Source organism: Lactobacillus sp. JM1, from assembly GCF_009834385.1.
Lineage (GTDB): Bacteria > Bacillota > Bacilli > Lactobacillales > Lactobacillaceae > Lactobacillus > Lactobacillus paragasseri.
In genome coordinates this window covers 1,523,825-1,538,744 of record NZ_CP044412.1, presented here as the reverse complement: position 1 = coordinate 1,538,744, position 14,920 = coordinate 1,523,825, and the positions used below count along the sequence as shown (strand labels likewise).

The following is a 14,920-nucleotide window of genomic DNA, read 5'->3' as shown; positions in this document are numbered from 1 at the left end:
CTAAGAAAATATTTTTGATTTTTGCTGCAATATGTAAAGTTAAAAATTTTGAATACGAAAAAACTAGAAAGGATTTAATCGTTTATTCCTTTCTAGTCTTTATAATTTAGTCCATAACAATAATAGAATCATTTTTTATCTCTTTAAGTAAGTATTGAACGTACTTATCGATTTCAGAAACAGAGGTAGTATTATGGAGTATACCTTCAATTAAGTAAGCCAGTGCATACGCATTCTTATTTTTTTCTTTCCAATTTTTATTCATGAAAATAACCCTGTCTTGGGTAGAAACAACTGGGATATAGGTTGGGTCCATATTAAGCCAAATGCAATAAATATTTTTCCTTTGAGCAAAATTTTCTAGTCGTTGAATTAAACGTCTTTCTGTCATGATAATTCCTCCTCAATATTAAAGTTAATATCTGTATCAAATTTGTTTCAAATAAAAATGCGAGGTAACTTTCAAAAGCACCTCGCATTTTTTCATAAATATTATTAATTTCTGTCACTAAATCCAAAGATTTGTAAGAATTGTAAGAATAGGTTAACGAAATCTAGGTAAAGTGCTAAAGCACCTGCAACAGCCAAACCATCAACTGAAACTTGACCACCGTAGTTTTCGTAAATTTGCTTCATTCTTTGTGCATCCCAAGCAGTTAAGATAGTGAAGATAATAACTGCGATGAATGAAAAGACGTAAGAAACCATTGGATTTCTTAAGAACATGTTGATAAGCATGGCAACAATTAAACCAATCAAGGCAGCAGAAGCATAAGAGCCGAGATTATTTAAGTTCTTCTTAGTAGTTGTACCAATTACTGCCATCGTAATGAAAACAGTTGATGAAGCAACGAATGCGGAAGCAATGCTGCGACCAGTATAGGCACCAGCAATCAATGAGAATTCAACTCCGTAAACAATTGCCATAATCATTAACATGACGAAGCTAGCTACGGGATTTCTTGTTGCTCTGAAGCTAATTCCAAAAGTTAATACAAGTGGAACTAACAATAAAATCCAAGTCATTGCTGGGTTGCTAGCAAATAAAGTCATTACTTGAGTTCTAAAGACAGTCATTGTTAAGTAAGCACTTAAAGCAGAAACTAAAACGGCGATTGTCATCATACCGTACATTCTGCTTAAGAATCTATTTAAGCCAGTTACGTCAACGATTGTACGACGTTCTGGTTCTTGTGAAAAGTTATTCATAAGCTCTCCCTCTTTCATTATTATTAATATATTTTAACGTATCTTAACAGTAAAAGAAACTTTTACACAAATGGATTGTAAAAGCGTCCTGAATTGACTTTAAAGAGCAAAATAACAACTAAAACAAGAATGAAAGCTAGACTAGTAACTAAATAGTCAGCCAAGCTAAATTTTTCGGCTACATACCAAGTCCGCTTTTTCTTTGAGCCGAAACGTCTAAGCTGCATGGCAGTACTGATCGTATCAATACGGTCAAGACTTGAAAAAATAAGCGGGGTCACAATGTTTAATGTTCCATGGATTCGCTTGCCAAGAGATGCTTTTTTAGAAAGTTCATTTCCCCGTGCTTGTTGAGCAGCAGAAATTGACCAGTAACTTTCCTGGATATTAGGGATATAGCGCAAGGCTAAAGAAACGGCATAAGAAACCTTGTAGCTGACACCAATTTTATTTAAGCTAGCAGCAAATTGACTAGGATTGGTTGTTAATAAAAAGAGCAGAACTAGGGGAATAGAGCAGATATACTTCAGACTAACGTTAAGCAAATAAAATAATTCCTGAGCAGTTAAGGTAAAGTATCCCGCATTGATTAAAACTGTTCTTGAATGGTATAAGCTTTCGCCATAAGTGGGTTGAAAAATGAAAACTGCCAAGATATTAATTATGGCAAAAACAATAATGAACTTAACAATAAAAGAAACCTGTTTCCATTTAATACCTGCTATTTTTAGTAAGATCAAGGATAGGATACAGATTGCAATTAAGAAGCGAGTGTCATAAGTAACCATGCAAGCAATTGAAACTAGAATTAAAAAGATCATCTTTGTAGTAGCATTCAAGGCATGGATAAAACTATTCCCTGGCTGGTAGCCTAAAATTTTACTATCATTCATAATCTTCATCCTTCCAGTTCTTTTGTTCAGAATTAATGTAGGCTTGCACAAATTTATTTGGATCAGGCAAGTCGTAATGCTGCGCAAGTTCAAATAAGCTCGTTCTCTTTAAAGACGCTTCTTTAATTAGTTTAGGATTAGTTAGTAATTCAATCGGGCTTGTATCAGCGATTAGTTTTCCTTTAGTGAAGGCAAGCGAGCGTGTAGTATATTCGAGCATTAAGTGCATATCGTGCGTGATGATAATGATGGTCTTGCCTAGCTTGTTCAAGTGTTTTAAAAAGCCCATAATTTCGGTATATGTCTTCCAATCTTGACCAGCAGTTGGCTCATCTAGAATAATGATTTCTGGTTCTAAGACTAAAATTGAAGCGATTGTTACACGTTTTTTCTGCCCAAAACTAAGAGCAGAAATTGGCCAGTGCCTGAAAGGATAAAGACCGCAAATTTTTAAAGTTTGATTTACTTTTTGTTTGATCGTTTCTTCATCTACGTTACGCAGACGTAATCCTAAAGCTATTTCATCAAAAATCATTTTTTGCGAGATCATTTGATTAGGATCTTGCATTACATAGCCAATTTTTTCGGCTCTTTCTTTAATTGATAAATTAGCTAGATCTTGGTCTTTAAGTGTAATTTTGCCTTCATTAGAAATAAAACCACAAATGATGCGACATAAAGTGGTTTTACCGGCACCATTTTGACCGACAATTGAGATAAAATCGCCTTGATTGATGGTAGCAGAAACGTCCTTTAAAGGATAAGGCTGATTTTTATTATATTGGTGGCCGACATGGTCTAGTTTTAATAAAGGTTGATGAGTAGCTGTACTTTCTTTAACTGGAACTTGATCAACCCAATTTTCTAATTCTTGGCTAATTGAGTCAGAAGTAGGTAAGTCTGCAATTTTGTCTAGCTTTTTAATTGAACTTAAGTTAATACCTGCGGCTGTCATCGCTTTTAAATAAAGCGGCTGACGAACGCCAATTTTTTCTAAACTATTCTCATGAAGAAGTTGATTAGTAGGCTCATCGGCGACAATTTGACCGTCGTTAACTAAAACTATTCTATCAATTGGCTGACTCAAAACTTCTTCGACACGGTGCTCAATAATAATAACGGTGGCATTAAGTTCTTTTTGGATTTTATCGATAATAGCCATTGTTTTGAGTCCGGAAGCAGGATCAAGGTTAGCAAGTGGTTCGTCGAAAAGTAAAATTGGTGATTCATCGACCAAGACGCCGGCTAGGGCAACAATTTGTTTTTGACCGCCAGAAAGGCTTTGCGGCGATTGTTTAAGAAGCTCTTTAATTTGGAGTTCTTCTGCCCATTGGTTTACAGTGTGATGCATTTTGGCTTTAGGCTGGCAATCATTTTCAAGAGCAAAAGCAATATCTTCGCCAACTGTTAGACCAATGAATTGGCTATCTGCATCTTGTAAGATTGTGGAAGTAGTAAATGAAAAGTCAAAAAGACTAGTTTTAGTAATATCTTTTCCGTTTACTAAGCATTTACCTGTGATGTTGCCTTGATCAATATTTGGAATAAGACCATTAAGGCAGCGGCCAATTGTAGATTTGCCGCTGCCTGAAGGTCCGGCCAAGAGAATTTTCTCACCCTTATTAATTTGGAGATTAATCTTTTTAAGAGTGGGTTCAGCTTGGCTATTGTATTTAAATGAAAAATCTTTAAATTCAATAATCGGTTCTGTCATTAATTGAGTAACCTTTCGTGATTAGTCTTTACGTAAACTACCTTTCTTAACTTTAGTTGCTGCGTAAGCTTTAAGCAAGATGGTTCCTAAAATAAGAATAGCAAGTGAATTAGTGATGGTTGCAGTGGCTCCTTGTAAGAAGACCTTGTTTTGAGGTTCGCTGTAGATTAAGATATCGCCAACTGGTGCGATTACTAACCAAGAAATAACGTTAGCGATGATTTGGACCACGTTGAAGCCAACCATTTGCTTAACAGTGAAGACACCATTATCTAAGTCAAGGCGCATACCGTAAAGACCGATGATCAAACCTAAAACAGCTGTAGCTAAAACCCAGCTCCACCAAGTTTGACCATACATTAAGAAGTCACCTAGTGCATGGCCGATGAAACCAACAGAAAAGCCGACAACAGGTCCGTAAATAGTGGCAAGTAAAGCTAAGAATGGGTAGACAATTTCAATATTAGTGTTTGGAATACCAGTTGGAATTGATGTAAAACGTGCCAAAATAACATAGATTGCTGCTCCGATACCAATTGCAACGACGCTTTTTACTGATAAACCTTTTTGCTTGTTCATAATTTTTCCTCCGTAAATAAATTATTCTCTAGTTAAATCAATTTTCCAATCATTTCCAGTACCAATTTTGTAGGTATCGGCAAATGAAGCTTGATTTAGCGCAATACCTACATTGACTAATGAATTGATGTACATCAAAGGATCTTTGATTGCTACATCAGCAAATGATGTAACAAAAGGTATTGTATCATGATAATAAGTTTGACCTTGATAAGTAATTGTGACGGTAAGTTTGTCGCCACGTTTGATATCAGCTTTTTTAACTAAGTCATAAGGAATATTCGTCCATAAAGAACCAAAGCGAATATCCAATACATCAATTGATCCCTTTAGATGATTATTTTCTAATTTAGCTTCAGTAAGTGGTAATTTTACAACTGAAGCTGGATCTAATGGCTCTCCTAGATCTTCAAAGGATTTTTCACCATCAGCTAGAAGGGCACCATTGTAAGCATAAATATCACGACCGTGGAAGGTGTTACTTTCTGAAGAATAAGGAAGACGATTCTTTTGTTCATCGATTTCTCTTACTTCTTCAAGCCCCATATAAGTTGCAACATGAGTTAATGAGCCGTTATCAGGTGTAATAATAAAATGTCCGCTTTTTGTCTTAACTGCAATACTCTTTCTATCTGAACCAACACCTGGATCAACTACCGAAACAAAAGTTGTGCCTTTTGGCCAATACTTGATTGTCTGATAGAGGCGGTAAGATGCAGCCCAAATATCATAAGGTGGAATCTCATGAGTTAAATCTGAAACAGCAACGTGCGGAGCAACCAAATGAGCTACGCCGTGCATGGCGCTAACGGCACCATCTTTTAAGCCGAAGTCGGTTTGTAGTACTAGAAAATGATTTGTTTCCATTAAATTCCTCCTTTAATATGTTTTTAATTACTAATAATTTACAATGTATTAAAAGTTTCGTCAATGAAAAATCCGTACTATTTTGCTATGTAAGCGCATATAGTACGGATTTTATTAATAACAAATTATTTTTCAGCCTTATTTTGCCACTTTAGGCCAATTCCGCTGACCCCAGAAAGAATTGAAAAGACAGGAGAAAGTAAGCTAAAGAATGTGAATGGAATAAAGGCTAAAACGGGAACTCCAAGAGTAGAAGCTGCAAAAGAACCAGCTACTCCCCAAGGAATTAAGTAGTTAATTACGCTACCGCCGTCTTCAAGAACACGACTGAGAGCAAGGGGTGCAAGACCAATTCTGTCATATGCTTGCTTGAAGGCGCGTCCTGGCAAGATGACAGATAGGTATTGTTCACCGACAAATAAATTAATGCAGATACCTGAAAGAATGGTAGTAATTACTAAACGACCAGGCTTTTTAAGGTGTTCAACTAGAGGCTCCATGGCAGTTTGAACAATGTTAAATTTCATTAATAAACCACCAAGAGATAAGGTAGCAATAATTAAGCCAACCGTATCCATCATGCTGGAAATACCACCACGAGTAAGTAAGGCGTTCACTGATGAGTCGCTAGTTTTGGCAACGAACCCTTTCATAATGAGGTTAGTTAAGTCAGTAAGAGATTGATGAGGATTTTGAATAAAAATCATAATGACAGTAACAGCAATATTTAAAAATAAAGTAGGAATAGCGGGGATTTTTCTCCAGGCACAAATTAACATTAAGATAATTGGAATGATTGCCCACCAAGTAATAATGAAGTTATGCTGTAAAACTGCGACAGTATGATTAATCTTTGAAGCATCAATTGAGCCACTATTTCCTAAAATCCAAAAAAGAATTAAAGAAACAATAAAAGCAGGGATTGTTGACCACATCATATTTTTAATATGGGCGAATAATTCGCTTTCTGCAACAGCGGAAGAAAGGTTGGTAGAGTCTGATAAAGGAGACATTTTATCGCCAAATACTGCTCCGGAAATGATTGCCCCAGCAACAAGAGCAGGATTGGCATTCATGCTGGCACCAATTCCGAAGAGGGCAATTCCAACGGTTGAAATTGTAGTAAAGCCGCTTCCGATCGCTAGCCCCACGATTGAGCAAACAATAAAGACAGAAGGAACAAAGAATTGTCCGCTAATTAAGTGAAAGCCAAGAACCATAATTGAAGGGATGATACTGCCCTTGATCCATAAGCCAATCAAGGCCCCAATTAGAATAAAAATAAAGATTGGAATAATAGCAACGCCAATTCCTTCCTTGATTCCATCTTGAATAGAAGCCCAGTCATTTCCACGTAGTCTGAGCCAGAAGACTAATAAGCAAACGGTGAATAAAACTGGAACTTCTGGCATTAAACCAAATTTAATTACTGAAATGCCTAGAATAATTAAAAGCAATAGTAAAATAATAATTGCTTCTAGAAAAGATACTTTCTTTTTCATAAATAATCCTCCATAAAAAAAGTCCTGTTGAAATTAATCAACAGGACGCATTACCGTGGTACCACCTATCTACTGCATGTTTGCAGCACTCTCATCAGGTGATAACGGCACTGATTGTGGCCGAATAAAAGATTGATCGCTGTAATTCGTAACTTATGCCTGACTGGTTCGCACTTTACCACCAGCTCTCTGACGCTTAACATAAGCACTACTGTGACGATAATTGTTGCAATTATGATAACAAGCTTAAAAAAAGATGTCAATGAATTTATTAATAAAAATGATTAGAATTTCGAATTATGCACTTTGAGCGGTAAAATAGATAAGTATAGAAAAAAGTATAAATATAAATTGAGGGATTAAGATGACTGATATTTTAACCACCAAAGAATTAGGAAAAAACTTCAAAAATAAACGTGTTTTGAGTCGAATCAATATCCATGTTCCTAAAGGAAAAATTTACTGCATTATGGGACCAAATGGAGCTGGTAAGTCAACTCTTTTGAAAATGATTAGTGGGATTGAAAAGCCAACTGAGGGTAGCATTATTTTTAAGGGTAAAGACTGGAAGCGAGAAGATTTAAAAGTAATTGGCTCATTAATCGAAGAGCCGGGCTTATTTGATAACTTAACGGTTGAAGATAATATCAAATTGAAATTAAAGCTGCACCATGTTGAAAATAAGGATCAAGAGCAAATCTTGAACACGCTCGGTTTTGGCGATCATAATCAGGAAAAGGTTAAAGGCTTTTCAACAGGGATGCGCCAACGGCTTGGTATTGCGCTCGCTTTTATGGGAAATCCAGATTTAGTAGTTTTGGATGAACCAACAAATGGCCTTGATACATTTGGAATTCATGAATTACGTGAACTTTTAATGCTAGAAAAGAAGCAAGGTAAAACAATCATTATTGCTAGTCACATGCTTTCTGAAATTCAAAAAGTAGCTGATCGCATTGCAATCTTGGGTAATGGTGAGCTGTTGCTGGAAGAGGACTATGACCAGAAGACAGATTTAGAAGACCTATTTATTTCAACTCTAGAAAAGGCAGGCATAAAGCATGACTAATATTTTAAAAGTTGAATTTTTAAAAACAAAGCATACCGTTGTTCGCTCACTAGTTTGGCTTTTGCCATTAATTGCCATTTTGATGATGACTGCTGTCTTCTGGGATAATCAATATTCAGTGCAATTAATGATGGGGCAGTGGAGTTATTTTTAGTTAAATATGTCAATTGCTCTCGTAATTGGAATTAGTACTTATTATCAAAAACAAGCCACAAAATTCAAAGAAATTTTAACTTCGCCGCAAGATCTTTTTACTTATGAAATTGGTCGCATTATTCACGGAATGTTGCAAACAATTTTAATGAGTGCAGTTTTCTTGGTTTTGGTAATTTGTGTACGATTTATTTTTTCAAGTAGTGAAGAAATTAGATTAATAGCTGGCTCTATAGTTGGAATTTTGCTCACCTCTATTTGGCTAGTTCCATTTTATTCATGGTTGTGCCGCATTACTAACTTATATTTTGCCCTAGGAATTGGATTTTTAAGTTCAATTTTGGCAATGTTCTTAAGTCGGACAGCTTTTAGTATGTGGTGGCCGTTTGATTGGGGAATGCTTTTAAATAATATGTGGCTTAAGGGTGATTTTGTTTTTGGAACTTGGAGCTTAATCATTTGTAGCTTGATTTTAGGGTTTATTTTAAGTATCTTTAGTGCCTATTCTTTTAAAAAGCAATAATATTTTTTAGTAAAATAGTAGCAAGTATCTAAAAAGGATTGAAATTATGCAAAAAAATCAAATTGTCGACTTAGAAATTACCGACCTATCTTATGAAGCAATGGGGGTTGCTCACTTAGACGGTATGACTGTCTTTGTAAATAACGCTCTTCCAGGTGAAATTGTTTCAGCTAAAATTTTAAAGGTAAAGAAGAATTTTGCCTTTGCTAAAATTGAAAAAATCAAGAAAGAAAGTCCAGATAGAATTAACGTTGAACTTCGTCAATGGGTTCAAACAGGTCTAGCATCTCTTGCTCATATCAAGTATGACAAGCAGCTTGAATTTAAACGCAATCAAGTAGTGAACTTATTGCATAAGGCTGATTTAGATAAGATTAAGGTTGGTCAGACTTTACCTAGTCCAGAAGAAACTGGCTATCGTAATAAAGCGCAAGTACCAGTTCGCGAGGTTCACGGCAAGCTTGATATTGGCTTCTTTAGAAAGCATTCGCATGATTTAGTTCCGTTAACTAACTTCTTTACAACTGATCCAGAGATTGACCGAGTTTTAATTAAAGTTCGTGATATTTTAAGAAAGAATCATGTCCCAGCTTATGATGAAATCCACAATAAGGGTGAAGTGCGTTACCTTGATGTTCGTCGTTCAAAGGCTACTGGGGAAATCATGGTAATTTTGGTTTGTTTGCACAAGGATTTTCCACAGTTAAAGAAGGTAACTAAAGAAATTAGCGAAATTGAAGGCGTTACAAGCGTAGTTTTGAACCATAATCCTAAGAAGACTAACGTGATTTTGGGCAAAAAAGACTATTTGCTCTGGGGCGAGCCTCAAATTACCGACAAAATTGGAGATGTTAGTTTTAAAATTTCACCGCAAAGTTTCTTCCAAATTAATTCATTGCAAACTCCGCGCTTGTATGACTTGGCAATTCAAAAGGCTGATCTTAAACCAGATGATGTGGTAATTGATGCTTATTCTGGAATTGGAACAATTGGCTTGTCAGTTGCTAAGCATGTTAAGGCAGTGCGGGGGATGGAAGTTATCAAGCCAGCTGTTGATGATGCTAATGCAAATGCAAAATTAAATGGGATCATGAATACTGAATATGTTGTTGGTAAAGCAGAAGAAGTAATGCCGCGTTGGGCTAAAGAGGGGCTTAAGACTGATGTGATCTTCGTTGATCCACCAAGAAAGGGATTAACGCCAGAATTTATTGATGCAGCTGTTGAAACTGATCCTAAGAAGATTGTTTATATTTCATGTAACCCAGCTACAATGGTTAGAGATCTGCAATTATTCCGCAAGCAAGGCTATGATTTTAACGAAATTGATCCTGTGGATATGTTTCCCCAAACTCCGCATGTTGAAGCAGTGACGGTGCTTGAGAAAAAATAATAAATAAAATTTACTAGTAGAAAGTGTACTTTTCCATAAATGATCGGATTAGTACATTTTTTATTTATGCTGGTTGCTTGAGTAGACTGATAGATTAGGCATACAATTAAAGAAAAGTGATAAAAGGAAATTCTGCAAAAAATATCATCATTATACTTTGCGCGGTAAATGAAAGGAATAGTTATGCATCATAAAAAAATTATTGTCTATATCTTTTTGGCGCTCTGTATGTTTTCAGTGTTTTTACTTATTGTGCCTTCGGGAAGCAGGATAGATCCTGGATTAAAAAATTCACAAAAGCTGCTCAAAGATTATATGAAATCAAATCATATCAATGGAGTGATGCTTGTTAGTGGAAAAGATGGCAAGCCAATTGTCATTCAAAATAATGAAACGTCTAGCAAAAATGACATAGTGAATGCGAATCAGCTATTTCCAACTGCTTCTCTTCAAAAGATTATGACAGGAACTGCGATTTATAATTTGCAACAAAAAGGTCAGCTAAATTGGAATACGCCTTTATCTAAATATTATCCACAAGTTTCAGGTAGCAGCGATATAACAATTCATGAACTAATGAATCATACAAGTGGATTGATTAATAATGCTCGTCCGTCTGAGCCGCTTAAAAATCAAGAAGAGCAGATTGCTTATATGCTCAAATACATGCAGAATGATCATTTACACACTTGGGATTATCAAGATGTGGATTATGAATTGTTAGCAGCGATTATTAGTAAAGAAAGTGGCATAAGCTATAACGACTATATTCAAAAAAATTTTGCTAAGCAGTTAAAATTACGTCAAATTAAGGATTATTCTGAAGTTAAGCAAAATGAGGTTCCTCAACCAATGAGCAGCAATGTCGATTGGCATAAGGTAGTTGTGACTACATCATCTGATTTTGGAGCTGGAAACTTGTTTATATCACCTAATGATTATTGGAAGTTTGTGTATAACGAAGTGTTGAAAGATCCTAAGATGATTAACGAGTATGCTCAGCAAGCTAAGCATCAAGCAGTAGCTTACTATGGTGGAGTTTACTTTAAAGGGGATGTTATTCGTGCAGAAGGTAGTATCCCTGGTTATAATTCATGCTTTGTAACTAACTACAAAACTAAGGAAATGATTATGTTGTTTTCTAATAATATTAATTACTTAACATTGAAGAAGGCTTCTGATTATCTGCTTCATCATTATATGGGTGAAGGATTTGGATTGTAGAAATGAAGTTTGGAGTTAAGTTAAGTAGTTCGTCTCTGATAATCTATTTAAAAATTGAAAATTATAGTTTAGTTTTAAATAAGTATGATGATAATTGGGTAACAGTAAACCTAAGAATTCAAGGATCTGGATTAGATGTAAACTATCGATTAAATAGTTTATTGGCAGAGGAGATAGATGAATTATTAGATGAAATTCATAAATTATTTTCAAATGCTGATTACGAAAATGAGTTGGTTTCGTTAGAAGAAGATTTTGAATTTATTTTTTCTAGTTCTGAAAAACAAAAAACTATGCAGGTACGATATTATTTAGATGACAATAGGAATTTCATTGCATTTAATATAGTTGACAATGAGTTAGAGCATTTTTATATTTATTTGCAATTAATAACTGGAGAGAAATCATTGAATGATGTAATTGTTCAGAACTGTATTGAAAAAGGAAATTTCCAAGAATGGACATAAGAGTATAGAATGAGAAAAACTTTAATCAATAAAATTCCAAATAAAGTACCGCAAAATATGCAACATTTAATTGCTGGCGCGGATATTTATGATAGTTCATCATCTCCTGAGGCTCGCGTATATTTTATTGATAAGGACGGCGGTTATTATTTAAAATGCGCCAAAACTGGTACGCTTGAAAAAGAAGCTAAAATGACGCAATACTTTCACTTCAAAAAATTGGGTGCCGAAGTATTGAACTATACTTCAAATGTTCATGATTGGCTGTTAACCAAGGCAGTAGTAGGGCACGATTGTATAGACAGCGAATATTTAAATCATCCGAAGCGCTTATGTGATATGATTGCTACCGAATTAAGAAAATTGCACGAAATAGACTATAGTGATTGTCCAGTGATGGATCGAACGGCTGAGTATTTGGCAAAAGCTGAAAATAATTATCGGACAGGAAATTATGATAAATCGAGTTTTCCGAATAGTTTTGGTTATCGTTCAGCTGAACAAGCTCATGAGGTTTTAACTGCTGATAAAGATGCCTTGCAAAGCCAAGTTTTACTGCATGGAGATTACTGTTTGCCAAATATTATTCTGGATAACTGGAAATTTTCAGGATTTATTGATCTTGATTGCGCGGGTGTCGGTGATCGCCATATTGATTTGTTTTGGGGAACTTGGACACTTTGGTTTAATTTGAAGACTAATCAATATTACGATCGTTTCCTTGACGCTTATGGTAGAGATAAGGTAGATGAAGAATTGTTCAAAGTTGTTGCTGCTGCCGAAGTTTTTGGATAATTGAAGTATGGGCTTAAAAAATGAATCTGAATACTAGTGAGGAGTAAGGTATGAAAAAGTTTGAATATCAAAATAAAGATAAGAGTTTTAGAACTTCGATAACTATTTATAATTTTTCAGAATCGATGGCAATTTTGAAAAATAAGATAAAGAAATTTAAGTTGTCTTGGCCAATTAAGATTAAAATTGAAAAATAGGTTGGTCATACTCGAAAAGTGCAATATAGTCTAAGAGAGGAGATTATATTGTATTTTTTTATAAAAAAGCGAAAAAATAACATGTTAAAATTAATATAGTGTACTGACTATTCCCATAGTATGCGTACTTTATACTGAGATATTTTGCTATAATCAAAACAATTAAGATGAAATTTTGAGGATAATTATGCTAAACACAACACAACACAACACAACACAACACAACACAACACAACACAACACAACACAACACAACACAACACGCTGATTATGTAGATCAACGCTTATTTGTCAAGCAATTTAAAAAGAGCTTACTAATTTTTAAGGAATTAGTGGGCTCTTTTTTTGTACTCTCGATTTTAAATGGAGGTGCTGAAAATGCTTAGAGATAGTGAAAAATTCAATCAGGATATCAAACCCAATTCAGCATTTCTAAACGAACTTAAAGAAAAGTTACCGGAATTTTTTACTAAAAACGGTAATTTTGATCTGGATAAATTTAGGGATGAACTTAAAGAAAAAAATATTAATGAATTAAGTGAAGGATATCAGTTAAATTTTATTGGTAAAGATTATGCTCGTAGACAGGCTGGAGAAATGCCAACTAGCGTAATTGTACCTGATGAAGAACAAAATAATGGAGAGGGTAAGAATAGTAAAAATTTGTTCTTTACTGGAGATAATTTAGAAGTATTGCGTCATTTACAGTCTGCTTATGCTAATAAAGTTGATGTGATTTATATTGATCCTCCGTATAATACAGGAAATGGAGATTTCGTATATCCTGATACGTTTGAGTATACAGATGATCAATTAGAAAACATGTTTGGGCTTGACGATGATCAATTGACACGGTTAAAGAGTATTCAAGGAAACTCTAGTCACTCAGCTTGGCTTACTTTCATGTATCCAAGATTAGTCTTGGCGAAGAAGGTATTGAATGAATATGGACTAATATTTGTTTCGATTGATGATAATGAGCAAGCAAATGTAAAGCTATTATTAGATGAAATTTTTGGTGAAAGTAATTTTGTAGCAGAAATTATTGTGAAGCGAAAAAGTGGACCAAATAATGTTGGAAATATTCCAGCCATTCATGATTATTTACTTGTCTATGCAAAAGAACAAGAAAAAATAGAAAATTATATTGGATTGCCCTTAAGTAAAAAAGGATATTCAAATCCAGATAATGATCCTAGAGGACTATGGACTACAATGCCTTTGTCGGCTAATCATGAAGGCCCATATTTTGAGATAATTAATCCTCTAAATGGAAAATCTTATTTTCCAAGTAAAGGAAGATACTGGGTATTTAATGAAGATGAAGTAAAGAAACGTATCAAAGATGGAAGAATAATTTTTGGAAAAAATGGAGAAAGTGCTCCTGTGCAAAAAGTGTTTTTAAAGGATAGATTAGCATCAGGAAAAAAGAGAAAAATAGGAACAATTTTTGAAAATATAGGTTTAAATAATATAGCTACCCAAGAGCTAATGAATCTTTTTGATGGGAATAAGTTTTTTGATACTCCTAAACCCACTCTATTAATTAAGTATCTTTTGAAAATATTAAATAATAAAGAAAATATAATTTTAGACTTTTTTGCTGGCTCATCCACAACAGCTGACGCTGTAATGCAGCTTAATGCGGAAGACGGTGGAAACCGTAAATTCATCATGGTTCAACTTCCAGAAAAAACATATGAAACTAATGACGATGGAACTCCTAAGTTAGATAAGCATGGAGATTATATCCCAACCAAAGGTGGAAAAGCTGCATATCAGGCTGGCTACAAATCTATTGATCAAATTTCCCGTGAACGTATTCGTCGGGCAGCTGAAAAAATAAAAGAAGATAATGGATTAACTCTTCCTGAAAATTTCGATGGAAGTTTCAAACACTATCGTGTAGTAAAACCAACTACGCAAACGCTTGAAGACATTGATGACTTTGATCCAAATAACATTAACTTATTCACAGATATGATTGAGGGATTTTCGAGTGATAGCTTAAATATTCCGGGTAATGCTAGCGGAGAACAAACAGTCTTAACTACTTGGCTAGCTCAAGATGGTTATTCATTTGATACCAATATTCAAGATGTTAAATTCAATGACTATACAGCACATATGGTAGATAATCGCTTGTATTTAATTGCTGAAGGCTGGAGTGCAGATGAAACTAAAGAATTATTAAATCAGCTAGGTACACATCAATTGGATTTACAAAGCGTAGTGATTTTTGGTTATTCATTTAATATTGCTGAACTACGTGAACTTGAGAATGGTCTTAAGCAGTTAGACAGTAAAGTTAATTTAATCAAGAGGTATTAAGATT

General features: G+C 34.6%; 16 protein-coding genes. 9 read left to right on the top strand and 7 right to left on the bottom strand.

The features are described 5' to 3' along the window. Positions 1–106 precede the first annotated feature (106 nt). From F3I00_RS07940 to nhaC, 7 genes are all read right to left on the bottom strand, one after another. Positions 107–391, bottom strand: coding sequence for a hypothetical protein (locus tag F3I00_RS07940; protein WP_020807754.1), 285 nt, complete (start codon positions 389–391; stop codon positions 107–109). 104 nt (positions 392–495) lie between these two features. Beyond that, positions 496–1,209 (bottom strand): Bax inhibitor-1/YccA family protein, encoded by a 714-nt coding sequence (locus F3I00_RS07935; RefSeq protein WP_020807755.1) that lies wholly within the window; start codon positions 1,207–1,209, stop codon positions 496–498. Positions 1,210–1,271: 62 nt separating this feature from the next. Next, on the bottom strand, positions 1,272–2,102 hold the full coding sequence (locus tag F3I00_RS07930) for an energy-coupling factor transporter transmembrane protein EcfT (protein ID WP_020807756.1): 831 nt from the start codon (positions 2,100–2,102) through the stop codon (positions 1,272–1,274). Further along, a complete protein-coding gene (locus F3I00_RS07925; RefSeq protein ID WP_020807757.1) occupies positions 2,095–3,816 on the bottom strand; it encodes an ABC transporter ATP-binding protein in 1,722 nt (573 codons plus the stop codon). Before F3I00_RS07925 ends, F3I00_RS07930 begins: the two co-directional genes overlap by 8 nt. Positions 3,817–3,837: 21 nt before the next feature. Next, on the bottom strand, positions 3,838–4,395 hold the full coding sequence (locus F3I00_RS07920; protein ID WP_003648303.1) for an ECF-type riboflavin transporter substrate-binding protein: 558 nt from the start codon (positions 4,393–4,395) through the stop codon (positions 3,838–3,840). Between the two features lie 21 nt (positions 4,396–4,416). Continuing rightward, positions 4,417–5,262, bottom strand: a complete 846-nt coding sequence (locus F3I00_RS07915; RefSeq protein WP_020807758.1) for an S-adenosyl-l-methionine hydroxide adenosyltransferase family protein — start codon at positions 5,260–5,262, stop codon at positions 4,417–4,419. A gap of 125 nt (positions 5,263–5,387) precedes the next feature. Then, entirely contained in the window at positions 5,388–6,764 is a 1,377-nt protein-coding gene (gene nhaC, locus F3I00_RS07910; protein WP_003646869.1) for a Na+/H+ antiporter NhaC, read from the bottom strand. A gap of 364 nt (positions 6,765–7,128) precedes the next feature. Between nhaC and F3I00_RS07905 the strand changes: the two genes are divergently transcribed. The 9 genes from F3I00_RS07905 (at position 7,129) to F3I00_RS07875 (ending at position 14,916) form a co-directional block, all read left to right on the top strand. Further along, positions 7,129–7,833, top strand: coding sequence for an ABC transporter ATP-binding protein (locus F3I00_RS07905; protein WP_020807759.1), 705 nt, complete (start codon positions 7,129–7,131; stop codon positions 7,831–7,833). Continuing rightward, complete coding sequence (locus F3I00_RS10815) at positions 7,826–7,987, top strand: hypothetical protein (RefSeq protein WP_236547637.1); 162 nt, start codon at positions 7,826–7,828, stop codon at positions 7,985–7,987. Before F3I00_RS07905 ends, F3I00_RS10815 begins: the two co-directional genes overlap by 8 nt. Positions 7,988–7,993: 6 nt before the next feature. Beyond that, the gene (locus F3I00_RS07900; protein WP_236547636.1) at positions 7,994–8,509 is read left to right on the top strand and encodes an MFS transporter permease; all 516 of its coding nucleotides are present in this window, start codon (positions 7,994–7,996) and stop codon (positions 8,507–8,509) included. 46 nt (positions 8,510–8,555) lie between these two features. After that, the gene (gene rlmD / locus F3I00_RS07895; RefSeq protein ID WP_020807761.1) at positions 8,556–9,902 is read left to right on the top strand and encodes a 23S rRNA (uracil(1939)-C(5))-methyltransferase RlmD; all 1,347 of its coding nucleotides are present in this window, start codon (positions 8,556–8,558) and stop codon (positions 9,900–9,902) included. 183 nt (positions 9,903–10,085) lie between these two features. Next, on the top strand, positions 10,086–11,126 hold the full coding sequence (locus F3I00_RS07890; protein ID WP_159311069.1) for a serine hydrolase: 1,041 nt from the start codon (positions 10,086–10,088) through the stop codon (positions 11,124–11,126). 2 nt (positions 11,127–11,128) lie between these two features. After that, positions 11,129–11,593, top strand: a complete 465-nt coding sequence (locus tag F3I00_RS07885) for a hypothetical protein (RefSeq protein ID WP_020807763.1) — start codon at positions 11,129–11,131, stop codon at positions 11,591–11,593. A 9-nt stretch (positions 11,594–11,602) separates the two neighbouring features. Further along, positions 11,603–12,388 (top strand): aminoglycoside 3'-phosphotransferase, encoded by a 786-nt coding sequence (locus tag F3I00_RS07880; RefSeq protein ID WP_020807764.1) that lies wholly within the window; start codon positions 11,603–11,605, stop codon positions 12,386–12,388. Between the two features lie 50 nt (positions 12,389–12,438). Beyond that, entirely contained in the window at positions 12,439–12,585 is a 147-nt protein-coding gene (locus F3I00_RS10725) for a hypothetical protein (RefSeq protein ID WP_003648311.1), read from the top strand. A 378-nt stretch (positions 12,586–12,963) separates the two neighbouring features. After that, positions 12,964–14,916 carry a site-specific DNA-methyltransferase gene (locus F3I00_RS07875; RefSeq protein ID WP_020807766.1) on the top strand — a complete coding sequence of 651 codons (1,953 nt, stop codon included), beginning with the start codon at positions 12,964–12,966 and terminating at the stop codon, positions 14,914–14,916. Positions 14,917–14,920 lie beyond the last annotated feature (4 nt).

Excerpts from the sequence above, each read along its gene's own strand:
- F3I00_RS07940 (WP_020807754.1), bottom strand. The coding sequence starts at position 391 with ATGACAGAAAGACGTTTAATTCAACGACTAGAAAATTTTGCTCAAAGG.
- F3I00_RS07935 (WP_020807755.1), bottom strand. The coding sequence starts at position 1,209 with ATGAATAACTTTTCACAAGAACCAGAACGTCGTACAATCGTTGACGTA.
- F3I00_RS07930 (WP_020807756.1), bottom strand. The coding sequence starts at position 2,102 with ATGAATGATAGTAAAATTTTAGGCTACCAGCCAGGGAATAGTTTTATC.
- F3I00_RS07925 (WP_020807757.1), bottom strand. The coding sequence starts at position 3,816 with ATGACAGAACCGATTATTGAATTTAAAGATTTTTCATTTAAATACAAT.
- F3I00_RS07920 (WP_003648303.1), bottom strand. The coding sequence starts at position 4,395 with ATGAACAAGCAAAAAGGTTTATCAGTAAAAAGCGTCGTTGCAATTGGT.
- F3I00_RS07915 (WP_020807758.1), bottom strand. The coding sequence starts at position 5,262 with ATGGAAACAAATCATTTTCTAGTACTACAAACCGACTTCGGCTTAAAA.
- nhaC (WP_003646869.1), bottom strand. The coding sequence starts at position 6,764 with ATGAAAAAGAAAGTATCTTTTCTAGAAGCAATTATTATTTTACTATTG.
- F3I00_RS07905 (WP_020807759.1), top strand. The coding sequence starts at position 7,129 with ATGACTGATATTTTAACCACCAAAGAATTAGGAAAAAACTTCAAAAAT.
- F3I00_RS10815 (WP_236547637.1), top strand. The coding sequence starts at position 7,826 with ATGACTAATATTTTAAAAGTTGAATTTTTAAAAACAAAGCATACCGTT.
- F3I00_RS07900 (WP_236547636.1), top strand. The coding sequence starts at position 7,994 with ATGTCAATTGCTCTCGTAATTGGAATTAGTACTTATTATCAAAAACAA.
- rlmD (WP_020807761.1), top strand. The coding sequence starts at position 8,556 with ATGCAAAAAAATCAAATTGTCGACTTAGAAATTACCGACCTATCTTAT.
- F3I00_RS07890 (WP_159311069.1), top strand. The coding sequence starts at position 10,086 with ATGCATCATAAAAAAATTATTGTCTATATCTTTTTGGCGCTCTGTATG.
- F3I00_RS07885 (WP_020807763.1), top strand. The coding sequence starts at position 11,129 with ATGAAGTTTGGAGTTAAGTTAAGTAGTTCGTCTCTGATAATCTATTTA.
- F3I00_RS07880 (WP_020807764.1), top strand. The coding sequence starts at position 11,603 with ATGAGAAAAACTTTAATCAATAAAATTCCAAATAAAGTACCGCAAAAT.
- F3I00_RS10725 (WP_003648311.1), top strand. The coding sequence starts at position 12,439 with ATGAAAAAGTTTGAATATCAAAATAAAGATAAGAGTTTTAGAACTTCG.
- F3I00_RS07875 (WP_020807766.1), top strand. The coding sequence starts at position 12,964 with ATGCTTAGAGATAGTGAAAAATTCAATCAGGATATCAAACCCAATTCA.